A 20,514-nucleotide genomic window follows, 5' to 3' on the forward strand; every position below is an offset into this window, starting at 1 on the left:
ACCGGCGACACCCTCTTCCACGGCGGACCAGGCGCCACCGGCCGCTCGTTCAGCGACCGGCCGACGATCGAGCACTCCATCCGCTCGGAGCTGTTCACGCTCCACCCCGACACGGTCGTCAGGACCGGCCACGGCGAGGACACCACCATCGCCGCGGAAGTGGGCACCATCGGCTGACGCCGCGATGCCCGCGCCGCGCTCCTGGTCACCGGCGGCGGGCCGCCCGGCTCACTCCGGCCGGTCGGCTCCGACGGGGGCCAGGAGCCCGGCGAGGACGGGCACGTCGACGTCGACGAGGCTCTTGCGCAGGGTCAGCCGGGCGGCCGGGGCGACGTCCTGGACGTTCGGGACGCCGAGAACGGCCGCACCGGCCGCCAGGCCGGCCGCGATCCCGGACTGGGAGTCCTCGATCACGACGCACTCCCCCGGCCCGACGTCCAGGGCGGCCATGGCCCGGCGGTAGGGCGCCGGGTCGGGCTTGCGGGCCGGGACCTCGTCGCCGCAGACGGTGACGTCGAACGGGTCCCCGCCCAGGTCGGCACGGATGGTCGCCAGCACGAACTCGGCCACCCGCCGGGGCGTCGTGGTGACCACCGCGGCCCGCAGCCCCGCCGCCCGGACCTCGGTCAGCAGCTCCCGCGCGCCCGGGCACCAGGAGATGCCGCCCGCCATGAGTTGCGCCGTCCGCTCCTCGACCCACCGGGCATCGGCCAGCAGCTGCTCCTCCGTCCGGACCACGCCGAGGTCGGCATGGAGGATGGCCATGGAGCGGCGCATGCTGGACCCCACGGTCGCCGCCCGGGCGCCGGGCGACATGCGGCCGCCGAGGGCGGCCGCGAGCTCGAACATGGCCTCGCCCCAGTACTGCTCGGTCTCGACCAGCGTGCCGTCCATGTCGAACAGGACGGCACGCAGGTCGCCCGGACCCGGTGCGGTGGCCGTGCCGATCGGGCTCATCCCCGGTAGTTCACGTGGGGGTGGTCGAAGTGGTTGGCCGTGGCGCTGCCGCGGTCCTCCATCCCCTTCCAGGAGCCGCCCGGCGAGGAGAGCATCCGCTGCTGCCAGATGATGTAGTCGACACCGAGCTCGTCCCAGTGGGCGATGTGGTACTCGACGATCGCATCACCGAGGGCACTGTCGGAGCCCACCATGTAGTCGAGGGCCAGGCCGGAGGGGTGTCCGCCCGGGTCGGCCGCGCTGGCCCGGGTGCCGCCGATGGTGATGCGGTCGGCGCCGGGCACGTTGCTCACGACCGCATTGGCCGCGGCCTGCACCTGCGGCTTCACGGGGCCGGCGCTGTTGCTGATCTTGGCGATGACGCTGGCGACCGTCGAGGCCGCGGCGGCGGTGACCTGCGAGGAGGCCTGCGCAGCGGCCTGCGCAGCGGCCTCGGCCGCCGCGCGCGCCTCGGCCTCGGCGCGGGCGGCTTCGGCCGCCGCGCGTGCCTCGGCCTCGGCGCGGGCGGCCGCTGCGGCCTGCTCGGCCTGGGCCTGGGAGGCGGCGGCCGCGGCCTGTTCCGCATCCCGCTCGGCACGGCTCGCCGCGAGCTGGTCCAGGAGGACCGGCTCCTCCATCGCCGGCTCGTCGATGCCGGAGCCGTCGATCCCGAGGGCGTCGGCGACGGCCACCGATGCCGACTGCTCCTGGGCCGACGTGGCGGAGGCAGCAGGCCCGCCGGTGACCAGGTTGGCGAGGGCGAGGGCGCACACGCTCGCGATGCCCGCGGCGTACGCCACGCGGGACCCTGGCGCCGTCATGCGGCGCCGACCGCCACCGCGGGACGCGTGGCGAGCCGATGACGGCGTCGCGGCGTCGTCCCGGGAGACGGTGTCGTGGGAGACGGTGTCGTGGGAGACGGTGTGGTCGAAGACGGTGTGGTCGGAGACGGTGTCGTCGAGACGAGGTGCGGTGTGCGAGTTCAGGGTCGCCACAGGGGGCGGCTCTCCGTTCTTCCTCAGCCGCCTACCGAGTTAGCTGACGGGTTCGGGCCGGAAGTTGCCCTACCTGCACGCACGCAGGATTCACCCCAGAGGATCCATGGGTCCCCGGTCGGCGCGACGCTCGGCCGCGCATCGTTCGGCGGTGCCCGGCCGAGGTCCTCGGTCGAGGAGCGGAGCCCGCCGGACAGGTAACGAAATTATCACGACGCGCCGACGCGAACGGGACGATTCCGTCACATTTCCCCGCCGGGGCCGCGCGTGGCGTCCGCCGTCACTCGTCCTCGGTGCGGTAGCCGAGATTCGGCGCCAGCCACTTCTCCGCCTCGTGGACCGTCCAGCCCTTGCGGCGCGCGTAGTCCTCGACCTGGTCGCGGCCGAGCCGCCCCAGCACGAAGTACCGCGACCGCGGGTGGGAGAAGTACAGCCCGCTCACCGCGGCGCCCGGCCACATGGCCATGCTCTCGGTCAGCTCGATGCCGGCGTTGGCCTCGACGTCCAGCAGGTCCCAGATCGTCCGCTTCTCGGTGTGCTCGGGGCAGGCCGGGTAGCCCGGTGCCGGGCGGATGCCCCGGTACTTCTCCGCGATGAGCGCGTCGTTGTCCAGGTGCTCGTCGGCGGCGTAGCCCCAGAACTCGGTGCGCACCCGCTGGTGCAGCCGCTCGGCGAACGCCTCCGCCAGCCGGTCGGCCAGCGCCTCCAGCAGGATCGCGCTGTAGTCGTCGTGGGCCTTCTTGAACGCGGCCACGCGCTCGGCCGAGCCCAGCCCCGCGGTCACCGCGAAGGCGCCCACGTAGTCGGTCAGCCCGGTCTCCTTCGGCGCCACGAAGTCGGCGAGCGACTTGCGCGGCGAGCCGTCGCGACCCTCGGTCTGCTGGCGCAGCTGGTGCAGGGTCGTGCGGACGGCGGTGCGCGACTCGTCGGTGTAGACCTCGATGTCCTCGCCGTCCACCCGGTTGGCCGGGAAGAGACCGAAGACGCCGTTGGCCCGCAGCCACTTCTCCTCGACGATGCGGTCGAGCATCGCCTGCGCGTCCTCGTACAGCCGGCGCGCCGCCTCGCCCGTCGCCGGGTTGTGCAGCAGGTCGGGAAACCGGCCACGCATCTCCCACGCGGAGAAGAACGGCTGCCAGTCGATGTACTCGCGCAGCTCCTCCAGCGGATAGTCCCGGAGCGTCTTCACGAACTGCGTGGCGTGGCCGTCGCGGTGGTCGCAGCCCGGCCCGTCGCACAGGTCCCTGGCCTGCTGGAGCAGCATCCGCGGGCGAGGAGGGCGGTAGCCGCTCCAGTCGAACTCCGGCGCGGCGGCGCGGGCTGCGGTCAGCGGCAGCATCGTGCGGGTGTCCTGACGGGCGGCGTGCCGCTCGCGCAGCGCCACGTAGTCGGCCTCGGTCTCCGCGAGCAGCCGCGGGCGCTGCTCGTCCGACAGGAGCGAGGCCACCACCGGAACCGACCGCGAGGCGTCCTTCACCCAGATGACCGGGCCGTGGTACCTCTTCGCCACCTTGACCGCCGTGTGCGCCCGCGACGTGGTCGCGCCGCCGATGAGGAGCGGGATGTCGAAGCCCTGCCGCTCCATCTCCGAGGCCACGGTGACCATCTCGTCGAGCGACGGGGTGATGAGGCCCGACAGCCCGATGATGTCGGCGCCCTCCTCCTTGGCGGCGTCGAGGATCCGCTGGCCGGGCACCATGACGCCGAGGTCGACCACGTCGTAGTTGTTGCACTGCAGGACGACGCCGACGATGTTCTTGCCGATGTCGTGGACGTCGCCCTTGACCGTGGCCATGACGACCTTGCCGTTGCTCCGGTCGGCGTCGCCGGGCTGCTTCTCGGCCTCGATGTAGGGAATCAGGTAGGCGACGGCCTTCTTCATGACCCGGGCGGACTTCACCACCTGCGGGAGGAACATCTTCCCGGCGCCGAACAGGTCGCCGACGACGTTCATGCCGTCCATCAGGGGCCCTTCGATCACCTCGATGGGCCGGCCGCCGCGGGCGCTGATCTCCTGGCGGAGCTCCTCGGTGTCCTCCTCGACGAACGCGTCGATGCCCTTGACCAGCGCGTGGGTGATCCGCTCCCCGACCGGCAGCGACCGCCACTCCTCCGAGGCGATCTCCTTCACCGAGCCGTCGCCGGCGAAGTCCCCGGCGATCTCCAGGAGGCGCTCGGTGCTGTCGGGACGGCGGTTGAGGATCACGTCCTCGATGCGCTCGCGCAGCAGCGGGTGCACCTCGTCGTAGACCTCGAGCGCCCCGGCGTTGACGATGCCCATGTCCATGCCGGCCGCGATCGCGTGGTACAGGAACACCGCGTGGATGGCCTCGCGCACGGGGTTGTTGCCGCGGAACGAGAAGGACACGTTGGAGACGCCGCCGGAGACGAGGGCGCCTGGCAGGTTCTGCTTGATCCAGCGGGTGGCCTCGATGAAGTCGACGCCGTAGTTCGCGTGCTCCTCGATGCCCGTGGCCACGGCGAAGATGTTCGGGTCGAAGATGATGTCCTCGGCCGGGAAGCCGACCTGCTCGGTGAGGATGTCGTAGGCGCGCCGGCAGATCTGCGTCCGCCGCTCGAGCGTGTCGGCCTGGCCCTGCTCGTCGAACGCCATGACGACGACGGCGGCGCCGTACTTGCGGCACAGGCGGGCCTCGCGGACGAACTTCTCCTCGCCCTCCTTCAGGGAGATGGAGTTGACGATGGACTTGCCCTGCACGCACTTGAGCCCGGCCTCGATGACCTCCCACTTCGAGGAGTCGATCATCACGGGGACGCGGCAGATGTCCGGTTCGGCGGCGATCAGCTTGGTGAAGCGGTCCATCGCCTCGACGCCGTCGATCATCCCCTCGTCCATGTTGACGTCGATGACCTGCGCGCCGGCCTCGACCTGCTGGCGGGCGACGGCGAGGGCGGCGGGGTAGTCGCCGGCCTTGATGAGGTTGCGGAAGCGGGCGGACCCGGTGATGTTGGTGCGCTCGCCGACGTTGACGAAGAGGGTGTCCGCGGTGACGGTGAGCGGCTCCAGCCCCGACAGCCGGAGCGCGGGCGCGGCCTGGGCCGGCGTGCGGGGCGCCTCGTCCTCGACCGCGGCGGCGATCGCCGCGATGTGGGCGGGCGTCGTGCCGCAGCAGCCGCCGACGAGATTGACGAAGCCGCTGCCGGCGAACTCCCCGAGCACGGCGGCGGTCTCCTCCGGCGACTCGTCGTACTCGCCGAAGGCGTTGGGCAGGCCGGCGTTGGGATAGCAGGAGACGAAGGTGTCGGCGACGCGGGAGAGCTCGGCGATGTAGGGCCGCATCTCCTTCGCCCCGAGCGCGCAGTTGAGGCCGACGAGCAGCGGGTGGACGTGCCGCACGGAGTGCCAGAAGGCCTCGGTCACCTGACCCGACAGCGTGCGGCCGGAGGCGTCGGTGATGGTCCCGGAGATCATCACCGGCCAGCGCCGCCCCCGCTGCTCGAACAGGGTTTCCAGCGCGAAGATGGCGGCCTTGGCGTTCAGCGTGTCGAAGATGGTCTCGACGAGCAGCACGTCCACGCCGCCGTCCACGAGCCCGTCGGCCTGCTCCAGGTAGGCCTCGACGAGCTCGTCGAAGGTGACGTTGCGAGCCCCGGGGTCGTTGACGTCGGGTGAGATGGACGCCGTCCGGCTGGTCGGGCCGATCGCCCCGACGACGTAGCGGGGCTTGCCCGGGGTTCGCTCGGTCATGGCGTCGCACGCCTCGCGGGCCAGCCGGGCCGAGGCGACGTTCAGCTCGTAGGCGAGGTCCTGCATGCCGTAGTCGGCCAGCGAGATCCGCGTCGCGTTGAAGGTGTTGGTCTCGATCAGGTCGGCGCCGGCGTCGAGGTACTCGCGGTGGATGCCGGCGATGATCTCGGGCGCGGTGACGCTGAGCAGGTCGTTGTTCCCCTGCACGTCGGTCGGCCAGTCGGCGAACCGCTCGCCGCGGTAGCCGGCCTCGTCGGGCCGCTTCCGCTGGATCGCGGTGCCCATCGCACCGTCGAGCACCAGGATGCGCTGCGCGAGCAGCGCGGTGAGCTCGGCCGTGACATCGGGACGGAGGGACGGGCCGTGGGCGGACACCGAACAAGACTAGACGCGCCCGACGGCGGATCGGTTCCCTCGTCGCGGGTGCCGGCCCACACGGAAGGGGTGTGAGAGCGCGGCACCCGCGGCGGATCGACGTAGGCTCGCAAAGGTGATCGATCCTCAGTCCACCGCAGACGACCTGCCCCAGCTGACCGACCCCGTCGTGGTCGTGGCCTTCGAGGGCTGGAACGACGCCGGGGACGCCGCGACCGGAGCGGTCGAGCACCTCGAGCTCATCTGGGACGCCAAACCGCTGGCCGCGCTGGACCCGGAGGACTACTACGACTTCCAGGTGAACCGCCCGACCGTGTCGCTGATCGGCGGCGTCAGCCGCCGCATCGAGTGGCCCACGACCCGGATCTCGGTGGCCCGTCCGCCCGGCAGCGAGCGCGACGTCATCCTCATCCGCGGCATCGAGCCCAACATGCGCTGGCGGGGCTTCTGCGAGGAGCTCATCGAGATCCTGCGCGAGCTGGACGCCTCGATCGTCGTCGCCCTCGGGGCGCTGCTGGCCGACACCCCGCACACCCGGCCCACCCCGGTGACCGGCTCGGCCTACGACGCCGAGTCGGCCCGGCTCTACGGGTTGGAGACCTCCCGCTACGAGGGGCCCACCGGCATCCTCGGCGTCTTCCAGGACGCCTGCGTCCAGGCCGGGCTGCCGGCGATCAGCTTCTGGGCCGCCGTGCCGCACTACGTGTCGCAGCCCCCGTCGCCGCGGGCGACCGTCGCGCTGCTGCAGCGGGTCGAGGAGGTCCTCGAGCTGACCGTTCCGCTCGGCGCCCTGCCGCAGCAGGCCGAGGACTGGGTGAAGACCGTCGACGAGATGGCCAACGAGGACGACGAGGTCGTCGAGTACGTCCGCTCGCTGGAGGAACGCGCCACCGAAGTGGACCTGTCGCAGGCCAACGGCGACACGATCGCCAAGGAGTTCGAGCGCTACCTGCGGCGCCGGGGTGCCTCCGGGGGCTGAGCGATCGCACTGCGGTCCTCCGGACCGCACCACGGCCAGGTGCCGTCCCGACCGCCGCTGAGCCGCTGCGTCGCCCGATCGCGGACAGCCTCCGGGGCCCCCCTCCTCGCGCCAGAACCGATCACCGCAACAGGGCAACCATCCTGGCGGCTGCGTCGGCGTCGAAGAGCCGGTCGTGCATCGACAGTGCGAAGCGGTCGGTCATGCCCGAGACGTAGTCGACGACCTGGGTGACGGCGTCGGCCTCCGTGTCGCGGTAGGACGCCGGGATCAGCTCGGGATGGGCCAGGTGGTGGTCGACCAGCCGGCGGATGACGTCGATGGCCACGTGCTTCTGGCCGGCCGCCGTCTCTGAGGCGTAGACCCGCTCGAACATGAACGCCCGCAGCTCGTGCATCGCCGCCAGGGGCCCCGGCGCCATGACGACGGCACCGGCGGGACCGTTCCCGGACAGGGACCCCTCGAGGACGGCGTCGATCATGGTGCCCACCATCTCGCTGCCCGGCTCGCCGAAGACCTCGCGGGCCCGGGCGGGCAGGTCCGCCGGCCGGATCACGCCGGCGCGGATGGCGTCGAGCGCGTCGTGGGACAGGTAGCCGATCCGGTCGGCGTAGCGGACGCACTCCCCCTCGCGGGTGGCGGGCGGCGGATCGATCTTCCAGCTGTGGGCTCGGACGCCGTCGCGCACCTCCCAGGTGAGGTTGAGGTCCTCGAGGGTCTCGACGATCCGCACGCCCTGCGCCGCGTGGTGCCAGCCGCCGGCGACGTAGGGGTCGAACGCCTCCTCGCCGATGTGCCCGAACGGTGAGTGCCCGACGTCATGGGCGAGGGCGATGGCCTCGGCGAGCGAGTCGTTGAGCCCCAGCGCCCGCGCGAGGGACCGGGCGACCTGGGTGACCTGCAGCGTGTGGGTGAGGCGGGTGACGAAGTGGTCGCCGTCGGGGTTGAGGAAGACCTGCGTCTTGTGCTTGAGCCGGCGGAACGCCTTGGCGTGCAGGATGCGGTCCCGGTCCCGCTCGAACGCCGTGCGCAGCGGGTCCTCCGGCTCCGGACGGGCCCGGCCCCGGCTGGCCGCCGCCCGCGTCGCCGCGGGGGCCAGCTGCTCCTCCGCACGCTCGCGCGCCGCCCGGTCGGTGAACCGGAAAGGCGGCTGCGCCGTCATCAGCAGTCCTGGAGGTCGACGCCGAGCAGCGCGTCGACGAGGTCGCAGACGACGGCCGGGGCCTGCTCCTCCTGGTCCCCCGCGCCGGACAGGGTGGCCTCCGCCCAGGCGTCGACCAGTGCGATGGCGCCCGGGCTGTCGAGGTCGTCGGTCAGCCGCTCGCGCACCCCGTGCAGGACCGGCCCGGCCGGCGCCCCAGCGTCCTGCGCCACGGCGCGGCGCCAGGTCTCCAGCCGCTGCTCGGCGGTGCGCAGCAGGTCCGTCGTCCAGGCGCGGTCGGTGCGGTAGTGGCCCGACAGCAGGGCCAGCCGGATCGCCATCGGATCGACACCGTCGCCCCGCAGCCGGGAGACGAAGACCAGGTTGCCGCGGCTCTTGCTCATCTTCTCGCCGTCGAGGCCGATCATCGCCGCGTGCACGTAGGCCCGGGCGAAGGGCTTGGTGGCGGTGAGCGCCTCGGCGTGCACGGCCGAGAACTCGTGGTGCGGGAAGATCAGGTCGCTGCCGCCGCCCTGCACGTCGAAGCCCATGCCGATGGTGTCGAGCGCGATCGTGGCGCACTCGATGTGCCAGCCGGGCCGGCCGGTGGTGCCACGCGGGCCCGGCCACGACGGCTCACCGGGCCGCTGGCCCCGCCAGAGCATCGGGTCGAGGGCCTGGCGCTTGCCCGGGCGGTCGGGGTCGCCCCCGCGCTCGGCGAAGAAGCCCAGCATCGTGGCCTCGTCGTAGCCGGACTCGCTGCCGAACCCGGGGGCCTGCGAGACGTCGTGGTAGACGTCGCCGGTGCCGTCGTCCAGGACGTAGGCGAGGCCCTCGGACAGGAGGTCCTCGATGTGGGCGACGATCCGCGGGATGGACTCGACGGCGCCGACGAAGTCCTCGGGCGGCAGCACGCGGAGGGCGGCCATGTCCTCGCGGAACAGAGCCGTCTCCCGCATGCCGAGCACGATCCAGTCCTCGTTGTCGCGGTGGGCGCGCTCGAGCAGCGGGTCGTCGATGTCGGTGACGTTCTGGACGTAGTGGACGGCGTGGCCGGCGTCCCGCCACACCCGGTTGACCAGGTCGAAGGCCAGGTAGGTCGCCGCGTGCCCGAGGTGGGTGGCGTCGTAGGGCGTGATGCCGCAGACGTACATCCGCGCGGTCGGGCCGGGGCTGGTGGCCACCACCTCGCCGCGAGCGGTGTCGTGGACCTTGAGCACGGGCCCGGTCCCGGGCAGGGTCGGCAGCAGGGGGGCGGGCCAGGAGAGCACGGCACGAGCCTAGATCGGAGCTCCGACGGGCCTGCTCAGCCCGGGGCCGGCCGTCCCTCCGGCGAGGGGAACCGGACGTCTGCCGCCGGCTCGACGAGGGCCGGTGGCAGGGGACGATCGGCCACCTGCGCCAACAGCACCTCGGCGAACAGCTCCGGCGCCTCCCCGTTCCAGGCGTGCCCGACGCCGGGGATCACCCGTGCCCGGCCGCGCGGGAACGCACCGGCCAGCACCGGGAGGGACCGGCGGACGAGGTCGTGCTCCCGCTCCCCCGCCACGGCGAGCAGCCGGCACGGGGAGGACCCCGCCTCCGCGGGGACGCCGTAGGTGGTGAGTTCGCTGCCGACGCGGAGGAACGTCCCCGGGGCGACGCTGCGCGCCTCGCGGACGTAGGCCTCCAGGTCCTCGGGCGGGACGCGCAGGGCACGCGCGTTGGCCCTCAGCATGGGGCCGGACGTCATGAAGGGGTTCAGGAGCCGTCCGCTGAGCCGCATCAGCCGGGGATGCGGGAAGGGGAGCACGTTCACCCCGCTGACAGCGCGCTCGGCACCAGGTCGGGCCGGGCGGCGGCCAGGGTGGCGGCCACGTAGCCGCCCAGTGACAGGCCCACCAGGTGCGCCGATCCCGCCGCGGCGTGCCTGGCCACGACGTCGGCGACGGCCGTGGCGGTGTCGTGCAGGGAGACCCACGGTCTGGTCCGGCTCCTGCCGTGCCCGGGCAGATCGACGACCACGAGGTGCAGGTCGTCGCCGAGAGCGCTCACCAGGCGATCCCACATCCATCCGCTGGTCCCCAGGCCGTGCAGCAGGACGACGGTGGGGGCGTCGCGGGATCCGGCCTCGAGGCACGCCAGGGCCGACTCGGGCGTCATGGCCGCATCCTGCCTCAGGAGCGGCTACCGGCCCTACTGTGTCGCGAGGAACCACCGGCGAGGAGGGGCCATGCGACGAGGGGTCGTGCGGCGAGGGGTCGTGCGGCGAGGGGTCATGGAGCTGGACGAGTACCTCCCTGTGCTGGAGAAGGCCAACGCCCGGTTCGCCGGCGCGGCCGCCGAGGCGGTGCTCGAGCACGGGTGGGCCGCGCCGGTGCCCGGCTGCCCGGGGTGGCGGCTCGCCGACCTGGTGTGGCACCTCTCGGAGGTCCAGCACTTCTGGTCATGGGTGGTGAAGACCCGCGCCCCGGACCCCTCGACCTACGTCGAGCCGCCCCGGCACCCCGACGACGAGCTGCTGGGTTTCCTCGCCGCGCAGAACGCCGAACTGGAGCTGGTGCTGGCCGGCGCCGATCCCGCCGAGCGGGTGTGGACCTGGGCACCGCAGCAGGACGTCGCCTTCGTGCTCCGGCGTCAGGCGCTGGAGGCCACCATCCACACCGTCGACGTCGAGCAGGTGCTCGGCGACGTCCGCCCGATCCCCACCGCCGTCGGCCTCGACGGCCTCGACGAGTGGCTGGACGTCATGGTCCCCGGCGCGCTGCCCGACGGCCCGCCCGAGAACGCCCACCCCGTCGTCTTCCACGCCGTCGACGCCGATGCCGAGCGGACGCTCTTCCCCGGGTCGAAGCCCTTCCCGATCGCGGCGCTGACGGGCACCGCGGGCGACCTGCTGCTCGCGGTCTGGCGGCGGGTGCCGCTCGAGGTGCTCACGGTGGACGGCGACGGGCTGCAGGCCGCCGCGATGATCGACCTGGTCCGGCTGGAGTAGGTCTCACGGCCGGTTCACGGCCAGCGCACGGCATAGCGCTCGAAGGCCTCGCCGGTCTGGATGCCGACGACGCAGAAGACGAGCCCGGCAGGGTCGAGCATCTGCCAGAACGAGCCCATGTCCCGGTGGCGGGTTGCCCCCAGGGCCTCGAGTCGCGCCACCTCGGCGGGGATGTCGTCGGTCTCGATGTCGACGTGCCACCGCGGCGGCGTCCCCTCGCCGGTCCGCTGGATCTCGATCTGCCACCCGTCGGCGAACGAGCCGAGCGACGCCCAGTCCTCGTCGGTGTGGTCGGGCTCGGCCGAGCGCCCGGTGGCGCCGGCCCAGAAGTCGGTGCCGGCGACGTGGTGCTCCGGCGGCAGGTCGAGCAGCAGGATGGACAGTCGGCTGCGGTGCGGCATGTGTCCACTGTCGCCCTACCAGGCTCCGACCGCGGCCAGGAGCCGTCCCGACCTGCGTCGAGCCCTTCCTCGCCACCCCTCGGGGAGCCTCCGGCCCCCGCTCGGCAGCGCGCTAGAACGGTGGCCAGGGAAGGGCGGGCCACTCGCCGCTGGGCTCGGGATGCCGGCCGGTGCGCAGGAGCTCGGCCACCCGTTGCTGGGTGCAGCGGACCTCGCGGCGGGTCAGGTGCTCGTGCAGCTGGTCACCGAGGTTGCCGCGCAGCTCGTCCCCCAGGTACTCGAGCACGGCCACCGTCTCCGGGGTCAGCGGCTTGTTCGCCCAGCGCCACAGCAGCGTGCGCAGCTTCGGGTCCACCGAGAAGCAGATGCCGTGGTCGACGCCGTACACGTGCCCGTCGCGGGTCGGGATGATGTGCCCGCCCTTGCGGTCGGCGTTGTTGACCACCGCGTCGAACACCGCCATGCGGCGCAGCGCCGGGTGGTCCCGCCGCACGAACGCCGGCAGGTCGACGTCGTCGTCGCCGTCGATCCACAGCTGCACCATCCCGGGGCCGAACGGGCCCTCCCGCAGCACGGTGGGGGGCACGACGCGCCAGCCGGTCGCCTGCGAGACGAGAAAGGCGGAGATCTCGCGACCGGCCAGGGTGCCGTCCGGGAAGTCCCAGAGGGGCCGCTCCCCCGCGACCGGCTTGTACACGCACTCCGCGGCCAGCTCCGCCGTCCGGATCGCGCCGACGAGGGTCACGTTGGACGCGTCCAGCATCCGGCCCTCGAGGTCGATCACGCCCTCGCGCAGCAGCGAGAGTGCCTCCTCGTCGTCCGCGGGCGGACGCAGTTCCGGCTCGATCGGTTGCTCGCTCATCGACGAGCCGCCGGTCAGCGGCGGTAGCCGTTCTGCCGCGGGCACACGTGCCCGGCCGGGTCGAGGGGCAGCGAGCACAGCGGGCACGGGGGCCGGCCGGCGGCGACCACCCGGCGGGCGCGGGTGATGAAGGCCCGCGCCGCCATGGGCGTGATCGTCACGCGGAGTGCGTCGGGGCCCTCGTCGCTGTCGGACAGGATGGCGTCCTCGTCGATGGGCTCCTCCCCCGCGGCGACGGCCTCCACCACGACCGCCCCGGCGGCGCCGTCCCACGCCAGGCCCATGGCCGCGACGCGGAACTCCTCGTCGACGGGTGCGGTGAGCGGTTCGAGGTCGTCGACGTCGGCCTCGGGCGGGATCACCGTGTTCAGCCGGCCGGCGACCTCGTCGAGGAGCTCGCTCATCCGGTCGGCGAGGACCTGCACCTGCGTCTTCTCCAGCGCGACGCTCACCGTGCGACCGGTCTCGTCGGACGCCTGCAGGTAGAAGGTGCGGTCCCCGGGCTGACCCACGGTGCCGGCCACGAACCGGGTCGGGCGGTCGAAGAGATGGACCTGACGGGGCACGCGCCCAGGTTACGCGGGCGACCGCGCCGGTCGCGCCGACGACACCGAGGTCAGACGGTCGTGCCCGCCCCGCCCCCGACAACGGCGTCGGACGACGCCTTGCGCCGCCGGCGCCTGCGCGGCGGCGGGATCAGCGCGGAGACGTCGCCACCGGTGTCGTTGACGCGGAGGACGAACGGCCGCGTGTCGGTGTAGGTGACCACCGAGATCGACGCCGGGTCGACCACGATCCGCTGGAACTGGTCCAGGTGCAGGCCCAGCGCGTCGGCGAGGACGGCCTTGATGACGTCGCCGTGGCTGCACGCCAGCCACACCGCGTCGGGGCCGAGCGCGGCGTTCCAGGCGCGGACGGCGGCGACCGCGCGGGCCTGGGTCTGGGCCAGCCCCTCCCCCTCCGGCCCGGGGAAGACGGCGGCCGACGGGTGTTGCTGGACCACCTTCCACAGCGGCTCCCTGGCCAGCTCCTTGATCGGCCGGCCGGTCCAGTCGCCGTACCGGGCCTCGCCCAGCCGGTCGTCGGTCTGCACCGTGACGTCCCGCCCGGCCACGACCGCCGCGGCGGTCTGCGCGCAGCGCTCGAGCGGGCTGCTGACCACGGCCGCGAGCGGCACCTGCGCCAGCCGCTTGCCCACCGCCGCGACCTGGGCCTCGCCGGTCTCGTCGAGCCGGACCCCCGGGGACCAGCCGGCCAGGACGCCTCCGGTGTTGGCCGTCGTGCGCCCGTGCCTGAGGAGGATCACCGTGGTCACGGGCAGGAGAGTATGTCGGCGGCCCCGTCAGGCCCGGTCCCGAGGCCCGCCCCGAGCGTGGTGACGTGCTGGAGCGGCCCCGTCCCGGGCCCCGCCCTGAGCGTGCGAAGGGTGGAGAGAGTGGGGTCCTTGCTCAGGTGGGGGACAGCACCCCGGCGCCGACCAGCGCGAGGACCAGCAGACCGAGCACGACGCGGTAGACGACGAACGGCGTGAAACTGCCGCGGTCCAGGTAGCGCAGCAGCCAGGCGATCACGGTGAGGCCCACGCCGAAGGCGATCACCGTCGCCAGGGCCGTCGGCCCCCAGGCGACGCCGGCGCCCGCGACGTCCCCGGTCAGCGCCTCGTAGACCTGGAAGAACCCCGATCCCAGCACCGCCGGGACGGCGAGCAGGAACGAGTAGCGGGCCGCGGCCGCCCGCGAGTAGCCCAGGAACAGCCCCATGGTGATCGTGCCACCCGAGCGGGACACGCCGGGGACCAGAGCCATCGCCTGGGCGAAGCCGAACGCGACGCCGTGCGCGACGGTGAGGTCGTGCAGCTCGCGCTTCTTGGCGCCCACGCGGTCGGCCCAGAACAGGATCAGCGAGAAGGCGACCAGCGCGATCGCGACGATGCGCAGATCGCGCAGCGTCGTCTCGATGTCGTCCTGGAACAGCAGACCGAGGACGACGATCGGGATGCTGCCGACGATGATCAGCCAGCCCGTGCGGGCGTCGGGGTCGCCCGTGCGCCGGCCGGCCAGCGACCCGAGCCACGCGACGACGATGCGGGCGATGTCCTTGCGGAAGTACAGCAGGACGGCGGCCTCGGTGCCGATCTGGGTGATCGCGGTGAACGCCGCCCCGGGGTCGTCCCAGCCGAACAGCTCGCCCACCAGGCGCAGGTGCGCACTGGAGGAGATCGGCAGGAACTCGGTCAGGCCCTGCACCAGACCCAGGACGACGGCCTCGATCCAGGTCATCGGGACCCTCCCGCCGGGCCGGGGCGGACAGGGCGGAGGGCGGGTCGGACGGGCACGACCGCTCACCCTAGGCGGGGTGCAGGGGCGACCCGCCGCGCCGCTCCGGGCGTCCGGGTGGTCGCCGGTGGTGCCGCCGCTGCGGCGGTAGGTTGGCCGGTCGTGGAGCAACGCGCACTGGGACGCAGTGGTCTGGTCGTGTCCCGGCTGGCGCTGGGCACGATGACGTGGGGCCGGGACACCGACGAGGCCGAGGCCGCCATGCAGCTCACCGCCTTCGTCGACGCGGGCGGCACGCTGGTGGACACCGCCGACGTCTACTGCGACGGCGACAGCGAGCGCACCCTCGGCCATCTGCTCGCCGACGTCGTCCCCCGGGCCGACCTGCTGGTCGCGACCAAGGCCGTCGGCCGCACCTCGCCGGGCCCCATGGGTCGGGGCGCCTCGCGCGGGCACCTGCTCGCCGCCCTGGACGCCTCCCTGGAACGGCTGGGCCTGGACTACGTGGACCTGTGGCAGCTGCACGCGTGGGACGAGACGACCCCGCTGGAGGAGACCCTCGCCGCCTGCGACCTCGCCGTCTCCTCCGGGCGGGCGCGCTACGTGGGCATCAGCAACTACACCGGCTGGCAGACCGCCCAGGCGGTCACCTGGCAGAGGGCCTGGCCGGGGCGCACCCCGATCGTCAGCACGCAGGTCGAGTACTCGCTGCTGCAGCGTGGGATCGAGCGGGAGGTCATCCCCGCCGCCGAGGCGCTGGGCCTCGGTGTCCTGCCCTGGTCGCCGCTCGGGCGCGGCCTGCTCACCGGCAAGTACCGGCACAGCACGCCGTCGGAGTCCCGGGGCGCCTCACCGCAGTGGCAGGTCTTCATCGACGGCCTGCGGTCGGCCGCGGCCGACCGGATCGTGGAGGCCGTGATCACCGCGGCCGACGGGCTGGGCACCACGCCTCTGGCGGTCGCCCTGGCGTGGGTGCGCGACCGGCCGGGCGTGGTGGCGCCGATCGTCGGGGCGCGCACCGCACAGCAGCTGCAGGCCAGCCTGGACGCCGACACGGTCCGGCTGCCGGCCGCCATCCGCACCGCCCTGGAGGACGTCTCGGCGCCGGCGTTCGGCTATCCCGAGCGGCGGTCGGAGGCATGACCGCGGCGGCGACCCCGGCGGCCGGGGGCGACCCCGTCTTCGCCGCCTTCTGCGCCGCGGGGCTCTGGCCGGGCCTGGGCCGGCGCACGGCGGCGGAGCTGCCGGCGGCCGGGATCACCTCGCCCGACGACGTCACCGCCGACCGGCTGCTCAGACTGCCCCGGGTGGGCCGGCAGCGGGCCGAGCGGCTGTTCTCCGGCTTCCTGGCCGCGCAGCCGACCTACGAGGTGGTGGAGTTGCTCGTCGGTGCCGGCCTGCAGGCCCGGCTGGCCGCGGGCGTGGCCGACACACTGGGGCCCGACGCCGCCCGCCGGCTGCGGGACGACCCCTGGGCACTGCTGGGCCTGCCCGGCGTCACCCTCGTGGACGCCGACCGGCTGGCCATCGCCGTTCTCAAGGGCGCCGACCGGCAGGACAGCCGCCGGGGCCGGGCCATCGTCGGCCTCACCCTCAGGACGGCGACCCGGGACGGGCACACGGTCCTGCCGGCCGACCTGGTCGTCGCGGCGCTGCAGGCCGAGGGGATCAGCGACCCCGCGGCAGCGATCGTGGCCGCGGTGGAGTCCGGCGAGGTGCTGGAGCACGAGCCGCCGGAGCCGGAGGCGATGGACGGGGAGGACGACGCAGCCGAACCGGACCCGGCGCTGCGGTCGCTGTCCCTGGCCCGCTACGGCATGGCCGAGGAGGCCGTGGCCGAGGGCGTGGCCCGGCTGACCGCCTCCGCGGAACGCATCGCCGACCCCGCCTCGGTGCGCACGGTGGCCAAGGGGCTGGACAAGGCCCAGCAGGCCGCCGTCGCCCAGGTCCTGGAGTCCGGCGTCAGCCTGCTGACCGGCGGGCCGGGCACCGGCAAGAGCCGCACGGTGGCGGCGGTCGTGAGACTGCTGCGGTCCAAGGGCACCGAGATCGCGCTCGCGGCCCCCACCGGCCGCGCGGCCAAGCGACTGGAGGAGCTCACCGACCATCCCGCGGTGACCGTGCACCGGCTGCTCGGCGCGCAGGGCACGACCGGCGGGTTCGCCCGCAACGAGGAGTGGCCGCTCGACGCCGACGTCGTCGTCGTCGACGAGGCCTCGATGCTGGACGTCGAGTTGACCGCCGCACTGCTGGAGGCCTGCCCCGACGGGACGCACCTGCTCCTCGTGGGCGATCCGGCGCAGCTGCCCTCGATCGGGCCCGGCCACGTGCTCGGCGACCTGATCGACTCGGGCGCGGTGCCGGTCACCGAGCTGACCACCCTCTACCGGCAAGCCGAGGGCGGCGCGATCGCCCGGCTGGCCACCGCGGTGCGCGGCGGCGAGCTGCCCCCGGTCGACTCCCCCGACCGGGAGGTGGTCGTCGTGCCGGCCGCCGGCAGCGCCGAGGCGGCGCGGCGGGTGGTGCAGCTGGTCACCGACTCCATCCCGCGGGCCCTCGGCATCGAACCGGGCGGGGTGCAGGTGGTGACGCCGGTGCACCGTGGGCCGGCCGGCACGATCGAGCTGAACAAGGCGCTCAAGGAGAAACTGAACCCCGGGGGCGGCACCGTCTTCGGTTTCGACCCCGGCGACCGCGTCGTCGCGACGGCCAACCATCTCGAGCTGGAGCCGACCGGCTTCGCCAACGGCGAGGTGGGCACGGTCACCGGCACCGGCGAGGGCTCGATCGACGTCTCGTTCTCCTCCGGTCCGGTCACGGTGACCGGGCAGGCACTGTCGGACCTGCGGCACGGCTGGGCGATCACCGTGCACCGGGCGCAGGGGTCGGAGTGGCCCGGCGTGGTGGTCGTGCTGCCGCCGGAGGCCGGCGGCATGCTGTCGCGGCCGCTGGTCTACACCGCGCTGACCCGAGCGCAGAAGCACCTGTCGATCGTGCACGCCAGCGGCGCCGCGCTGGCGCGGGCGGTGCGCGAGGTCGACGTCCGGCCCCGCCGCACCCGGCTGGCCACCCTGTTGGCCGAGCTGGGCGATCTCGCCGGCTGACCCCGGCGGTGAGTGTCGCCTTGCTGTCGTCTCAGCGCGCGGGAGACGACAGCAGGGCGACACTCGACGGCACCGCGGAACGGCGGCGCGCAGCCAGGATGCCCGCGGAGACGCCTGGAAGCGGAGCGCCTGCGGCCAGCACCCAGAGCGGCCAGAACGAGCCCGGCCCGCCGCCGAGACCGAACAGGCCCCACAGCACGAGACCGACCGTGGAGAGGGACAGCCATACCGCCCAAAGGACCGCGAGCGCGGCCGGCACGGTCGGGCGGACCGCCCAGGTTGCCGGCTCGGGGGTCGTCGGCCGGACCGGCGGAAGGTCCTCGAGCAGGTCGTCGAGGTCGCCGTAGGAGACGGCGCCGTAGGCACCGACGATCCGGCGGTCGTACTCCTGGAGGTCCAGGCGCCCCTCGTCGACGGCGGCGAGCAGGCGATCGACGACCGCCTGCCGCTCGGCGTCGGAGACCCGCATGTCACGTCGCTGCACCATGCTGCCCGCCTCGTCCGGTCGTGTGGGGCCGCGAACTCTAGTGCCCTCGGAGCGATCCGGCACAGGGCAGTTCAGCCAGATGTGCCGTCCGGCGTGCAGTCGGGCGACGTGACGGGTTCAGGCCAGGACGTCGTCGTCGTCCACCGGCACGTCGGCGTCCTGCTCCAGGACGTCGGCCTCGTTCGCCTCCCGGTCACCGACCCCCCGCAGCGGACTGCCCGCCTCGCCCGGCCGCGCCGACAGCTGCTGCTCCAGCGCGTCGGCCTCCGGCACGTCCTCCGGCGGGGGACTCGCGTCGCCGGCCGTGACCACGGCGGGCGGGTCCAGCAGCGCCTCCTGCTCCGCGCGGTCGGCGTCGGGCACCTCGCTCGGGATACCGGGTCCGGTCACGTCGTCCTCCCTCGTCGTGCGCTGGTGGGTCGCGTCCATCCTGCCGTCCGGGCCAGGCACCGGCAGACCCGGGATGGCAACCGCATCAGGATCGCGTGACCGATGGCCGTCGGCCATGCACAATCGGCGTGATGGAGGCGGCCGCGGATTACCAGTACGCGCCGCTGCGGATCCCACCGGGCACGTCCCGGTCCGCAGCGGCGACCATGCTGAGCCTTCAGGCCGACACCGGCGGCTGGGAACTGGCCCGCCTCCAGCTGCACCCCGACGGCACGCGCCAGGCGATCCTGCGCCGCCGTGCGCGACTGTCCTACCTGCCGCTGCCGGTCATCTAGGCGCCGCCGCCCAGTGCGGGGGCGCTGACACGGCGACAGGGAGCCGCGTCGACATGTCTCCCCGCGCGGCGGTCACCTGCGGTTGGGTGAGGAACAGGCACCGGCTGAGGTCCGCGCCCCGGAGGTCGGCCCCCCGGAGGTCGGCACCCAGCAGGTTCGCCGACCCGAGCACGACCCCGCGCAGGTCGGCGCCGATCAGGTAGGCACCGCGGAGGTCGGCGTTGCGGAGGTCCCGGCGCCGCAGGTCCTTACCCATCAGGTCGGCGTTGCGGCGGTCGGCGCCCGGGCGGTGGCCACGGACCAGCTCATCGACCCTGCCGAGCAGTTCGCCCACCTCGCGCCGGTGGGCGCCGACGTCGAGACCGGCCAGCTCCTCGGCGGAACCAGCGGCGAGCCGCTCGATCCCGTCCCGCGCCGCCCCTAGCTCTACTCGCAGCGGCCCGGCCGCCGGGAGCGTCTCCGCCTCCGTCAGGTACCACAGCGCCTCGTGTAGTTGCCGCACGACCGGCAGCACGGCGAACTGTGCGGCCGCGATCTCCGGCTCCTCCCGCCAGCTGCGGCCGCCGAAGGTCTCCTGCGTGATCCGCTGCCCGGCGCCGAAGCAGTCGAAAACCGTGCAGCCGGGAAAGCCCCGCTCGCGCAGCTCCGCGTGGATGCCGCAGCCGAAGTCCCGGCGCAGGTTCGGGCAAGGCACCCCCGCGGGCTTGTCGATGGCGAAGTCGGCGGAGGCGGCGAACGGCGGTGCCACGCAGCAGAGGCCGGCGCAACGGGAACAATCGGCGCGGAGTTCCGGGCGCTCGCCGGGAACCAGGCGTGAGGGGGAAGCCATGACGGCGTCCACGCTACGTCGCCCGCAGGCCGGTGAGCGGGAGGCATCTCATTTGGCTTGATGGCGACTCAAGTTTTCGCTTGACCGAAAGCCAAGCGAACGGCATGCTGGCTGTGTGACGGACACCACCCGCAGCTATCGGATGCAGGCGCGGGCCGAGGGTGTGCAGCGGACCCGTGAACGCATCCTGGCGGCGGCGCGCAGCCGGTTCCTAGAGATGGCCTACGACGAGGTCCGCCTCGTCGATGTCGCCGCCGACGCGGGCGTCACCCAGCAGACCCTCCTCAACCACTTCTCCTCGAAGGAGGGCCTCGCGCTCGCCGTGGTCGACGTCATGGGGCCGGAGATCGACGCGCTGCGCGGGCCCGTCGCGCCGGGCGACGTGGCCGGCTTCGTGCGCGGGATCATGCGCCAGTACGAGGCACTGGGCGATGCCAACGTGCGGCTCGCCGCCGTGGCGGAGCGGATCCCCGCGCTCGGCGAGGGGCTGCAGCTCGCCCGCTCCCGCCACACCGCCTGGCTGGAGAGGACGTTCGGCGAGCAGCTCCCCGACGACCCCCGGCAGCGGCGCCGGGTGCTCGCCGCGCTGTACGCCGTCACCGACGTCGGCACGTGGAAGCTGCTGCGCCGCGACCTCGGCCACTCGCGCGCCGAGACCACCACCGTTCTGCAGTCCCTGCTCCGGGCCGCCCTCGCGACGACCCCCACCCCCTGAGGAGGC

At 73.6% G+C, this 20,514-nt stretch carries 21 protein-coding genes and 1 riboswitch; of the genes, 6 read left to right on the forward strand and 15 right to left on the reverse strand.

Going from position 1 to position 20,514, the window contains the following annotated elements; translation table 11 throughout:
* Window positions 1-228 precede the first annotated feature (228 nt).
* The 3 genes from ACFSHS_RS07295 to metH form a co-directional block, all read right to left on the reverse strand.
* Complete coding sequence (locus tag ACFSHS_RS07295; protein ID WP_376873607.1) at window positions 229-957, reverse strand: HAD family hydrolase; 729 nt, start codon at window positions 955-957, stop codon at window positions 229-231.
* On the reverse strand, window positions 954-1,931 hold the full coding sequence (locus ACFSHS_RS07300; protein WP_376873609.1) for a VldE C-terminal domain-containing protein: 978 nt from the start codon (window positions 1,929-1,931) through the stop codon (window positions 954-956). The genes ACFSHS_RS07295 and ACFSHS_RS07300 overlap by 4 nt, the downstream gene beginning before the upstream one ends.
* A gap of 13 nt (window positions 1,932-1,944) precedes the next feature.
* A riboswitch (cyclic di-AMP (ydaO/yuaA leader) is annotated at window positions 1,945-2,077 on the reverse strand.
* A 134-nt stretch (window positions 2,078-2,211) separates the two neighbouring features.
* Window positions 2,212-6,015 (reverse strand): methionine synthase, encoded by a 3,804-nt coding sequence (metH, locus tag ACFSHS_RS07305; RefSeq protein ID WP_376873611.1) that lies wholly within the window; start codon window positions 6,013-6,015, stop codon window positions 2,212-2,214.
* 115 nt (window positions 6,016-6,130) lie between these two features.
* Here metH and ACFSHS_RS07310 point away from each other — a divergent pair, with 115 nt between their 5' ends.
* Entirely contained in the window at window positions 6,131-6,994 is an 864-nt protein-coding gene (locus ACFSHS_RS07310) for a PAC2 family protein (protein WP_376873613.1), read from the forward strand.
* Window positions 6,995-7,115: 121 nt separating this feature from the next.
* On the opposite strand, the gene ACFSHS_RS07315 is transcribed toward ACFSHS_RS07310, so the two are convergent.
* The 4 genes from ACFSHS_RS07315 to ACFSHS_RS07330 are packed head-to-tail and all read right to left on the reverse strand — an operon-like array spanning window position 7,116 to window position 10,277.
* A complete protein-coding gene (locus ACFSHS_RS07315; protein ID WP_376873615.1) occupies window positions 7,116-8,156 on the reverse strand; it encodes an HD domain-containing protein in 1,041 nt (346 codons plus the stop codon).
* Window positions 8,156-9,406: a cysteine--1-D-myo-inosityl 2-amino-2-deoxy-alpha-D-glucopyranoside ligase gene (mshC, locus tag ACFSHS_RS07320; RefSeq protein WP_376873617.1), complete on the reverse strand. Its 1,251-nt coding sequence runs from the start codon at window positions 9,404-9,406 to the stop codon at window positions 8,156-8,158. Before mshC ends, ACFSHS_RS07315 begins: the two co-directional genes overlap by 1 nt.
* A gap of 35 nt (window positions 9,407-9,441) precedes the next feature.
* A complete protein-coding gene (locus ACFSHS_RS07325; protein ID WP_376873619.1) occupies window positions 9,442-9,933 on the reverse strand; it encodes an alpha/beta fold hydrolase in 492 nt (163 codons plus the stop codon).
* Window positions 9,930-10,277 (reverse strand): alpha/beta fold hydrolase, encoded by a 348-nt coding sequence (locus tag ACFSHS_RS07330; RefSeq protein ID WP_376873621.1) that lies wholly within the window; start codon window positions 10,275-10,277, stop codon window positions 9,930-9,932. The genes ACFSHS_RS07325 and ACFSHS_RS07330 overlap by 4 nt, the downstream gene beginning before the upstream one ends.
* 70 nt (window positions 10,278-10,347) lie before the next feature.
* On the opposite strand from ACFSHS_RS07330, the gene ACFSHS_RS07335 reads away from it, so the two are divergent.
* Window positions 10,348-11,109, forward strand: coding sequence for a maleylpyruvate isomerase family mycothiol-dependent enzyme (locus ACFSHS_RS07335; RefSeq protein ID WP_376873623.1), 762 nt, complete (start codon window positions 10,348-10,350; stop codon window positions 11,107-11,109).
* A gap of 14 nt (window positions 11,110-11,123) precedes the next feature.
* On the opposite strand, the gene ACFSHS_RS07340 is transcribed toward ACFSHS_RS07335, so the two are convergent.
* From ACFSHS_RS07340 to ACFSHS_RS07360, 5 genes are all read right to left on the reverse strand, one after another.
* Window positions 11,124-11,510: a VOC family protein gene (locus tag ACFSHS_RS07340; RefSeq protein ID WP_376873625.1), complete on the reverse strand. Its 387-nt coding sequence runs from the start codon at window positions 11,508-11,510 to the stop codon at window positions 11,124-11,126.
* Between the two features lie 112 nt (window positions 11,511-11,622).
* A complete protein-coding gene (locus tag ACFSHS_RS07345; protein WP_376873627.1) occupies window positions 11,623-12,372 on the reverse strand; it encodes an SCO1664 family protein in 750 nt (249 codons plus the stop codon).
* A gap of 14 nt (window positions 12,373-12,386) precedes the next feature.
* A complete protein-coding gene (locus tag ACFSHS_RS07350; protein ID WP_376873629.1) occupies window positions 12,387-12,938 on the reverse strand; it encodes a DUF3090 family protein in 552 nt (183 codons plus the stop codon).
* A 50-nt stretch (window positions 12,939-12,988) separates the two neighbouring features.
* Window positions 12,989-13,687: a histidine phosphatase family protein gene (locus tag ACFSHS_RS07355; RefSeq protein WP_376873631.1), complete on the reverse strand. Its 699-nt coding sequence runs from the start codon at window positions 13,685-13,687 to the stop codon at window positions 12,989-12,991.
* Window positions 13,688-13,820: 133 nt separating this feature from the next.
* On the reverse strand, window positions 13,821-14,651 hold the full coding sequence (locus ACFSHS_RS07360; RefSeq protein WP_376873633.1) for an undecaprenyl-diphosphate phosphatase: 831 nt from the start codon (window positions 14,649-14,651) through the stop codon (window positions 13,821-13,823).
* A 159-nt stretch (window positions 14,652-14,810) separates the two neighbouring features.
* Here ACFSHS_RS07360 and ACFSHS_RS07365 point away from each other — a divergent pair, with 159 nt between their 5' ends.
* Together ACFSHS_RS07365 and ACFSHS_RS07370 are read left to right on the forward strand one after the other, a co-directional pair.
* The gene (locus tag ACFSHS_RS07365) at window positions 14,811-15,791 is read left to right on the forward strand and encodes an aldo/keto reductase (protein WP_376873635.1); all 981 of its coding nucleotides are present in this window, start codon (window positions 14,811-14,813) and stop codon (window positions 15,789-15,791) included.
* Window positions 15,788-17,752, forward strand: coding sequence for an AAA family ATPase (locus tag ACFSHS_RS07370; RefSeq protein ID WP_376873637.1), 1,965 nt, complete (start codon window positions 15,788-15,790; stop codon window positions 17,750-17,752). Before ACFSHS_RS07365 ends, ACFSHS_RS07370 begins: the two co-directional genes overlap by 4 nt.
* A gap of 31 nt (window positions 17,753-17,783) precedes the next feature.
* Here ACFSHS_RS07370 and ACFSHS_RS07375 read toward each other — a convergent pair whose 3' ends face one another.
* Both ACFSHS_RS07375 and ACFSHS_RS07380 read right to left on the reverse strand, forming a co-directional pair.
* Window positions 17,784-18,239 (reverse strand): DUF1707 SHOCT-like domain-containing protein, encoded by a 456-nt coding sequence (locus ACFSHS_RS07375; protein ID WP_376873639.1) that lies wholly within the window; start codon window positions 18,237-18,239, stop codon window positions 17,784-17,786.
* Between the two features lie 117 nt (window positions 18,240-18,356).
* A complete protein-coding gene (locus ACFSHS_RS07380; RefSeq protein ID WP_376873641.1) occupies window positions 18,357-18,629 on the reverse strand; it encodes a hypothetical protein in 273 nt (90 codons plus the stop codon).
* 131 nt (window positions 18,630-18,760) lie between these two features.
* Here ACFSHS_RS07380 and ACFSHS_RS07385 point away from each other — a divergent pair, with 131 nt between their 5' ends.
* Complete coding sequence (locus tag ACFSHS_RS07385; RefSeq protein ID WP_376873643.1) at window positions 18,761-18,964, forward strand: DUF5703 family protein; 204 nt, start codon at window positions 18,761-18,763, stop codon at window positions 18,962-18,964.
* On the opposite strand, the gene ACFSHS_RS07390 is transcribed toward ACFSHS_RS07385, so the two are convergent.
* Window positions 18,957-19,793, reverse strand: a complete 837-nt coding sequence (locus ACFSHS_RS07390) for a pentapeptide repeat-containing protein (protein ID WP_376873645.1) — start codon at window positions 19,791-19,793, stop codon at window positions 18,957-18,959. The genes ACFSHS_RS07385 and ACFSHS_RS07390 overlap by 8 nt on opposite strands.
* 115 nt (window positions 19,794-19,908) lie before the next feature.
* Between ACFSHS_RS07390 and ACFSHS_RS07395 the strand changes: the two genes are divergently transcribed.
* Window positions 19,909-20,508, forward strand: coding sequence for a TetR/AcrR family transcriptional regulator (locus ACFSHS_RS07395; RefSeq protein WP_376873647.1), 600 nt, complete (start codon window positions 19,909-19,911; stop codon window positions 20,506-20,508).
* Window positions 20,509-20,514 lie beyond the last annotated feature (6 nt).

Source organism: Blastococcus deserti (assembly GCF_042682525.1).
GTDB lineage: Bacteria > Actinomycetota > Actinomycetes > Mycobacteriales > Geodermatophilaceae > Blastococcus_B > Blastococcus_B deserti.

Excerpts from the sequence above, each read along its gene's own strand:
- ACFSHS_RS07340 (WP_376873625.1), bottom strand. The coding sequence starts at position 11,510 with ATGCCGCACCGCAGCCGACTGTCCATCCTGCTGCTCGACCTGCCGCCG.
- ACFSHS_RS07375 (WP_376873639.1), bottom strand. The coding sequence starts at position 18,239 with ATGGTGCAGCGACGTGACATGCGGGTCTCCGACGCCGAGCGGCAGGCG.
- ACFSHS_RS07295 (WP_376873607.1), bottom strand. The coding sequence starts at position 957 with ATGAGCCCGATCGGCACGGCCACCGCACCGGGTCCGGGCGACCTGCGT.
- ACFSHS_RS07370 (WP_376873637.1), top strand. The coding sequence starts at position 15,788 with ATGACCGCGGCGGCGACCCCGGCGGCCGGGGGCGACCCCGTCTTCGCC.
- ACFSHS_RS07315 (WP_376873615.1), bottom strand. The coding sequence starts at position 8,156 with ATGACGGCGCAGCCGCCTTTCCGGTTCACCGACCGGGCGGCGCGCGAG.
- ACFSHS_RS07345 (WP_376873627.1), bottom strand. The coding sequence starts at position 12,372 with ATGAGCGAGCAACCGATCGAGCCGGAACTGCGTCCGCCCGCGGACGAC.
- ACFSHS_RS07330 (WP_376873621.1), bottom strand. The coding sequence starts at position 10,277 with ATGACGCCCGAGTCGGCCCTGGCGTGCCTCGAGGCCGGATCCCGCGAC.
- ACFSHS_RS07360 (WP_376873633.1), bottom strand. The coding sequence starts at position 14,651 with ATGACCTGGATCGAGGCCGTCGTCCTGGGTCTGGTGCAGGGCCTGACC.
- ACFSHS_RS07390 (WP_376873645.1), bottom strand. The coding sequence starts at position 19,793 with ATGGCTTCCCCCTCACGCCTGGTTCCCGGCGAGCGCCCGGAACTCCGC.
- ACFSHS_RS07385 (WP_376873643.1), top strand. The coding sequence starts at position 18,761 with ATGGAGGCGGCCGCGGATTACCAGTACGCGCCGCTGCGGATCCCACCG.
- ACFSHS_RS07335 (WP_376873623.1), top strand. The coding sequence starts at position 10,348 with ATGCGACGAGGGGTCGTGCGGCGAGGGGTCGTGCGGCGAGGGGTCATG.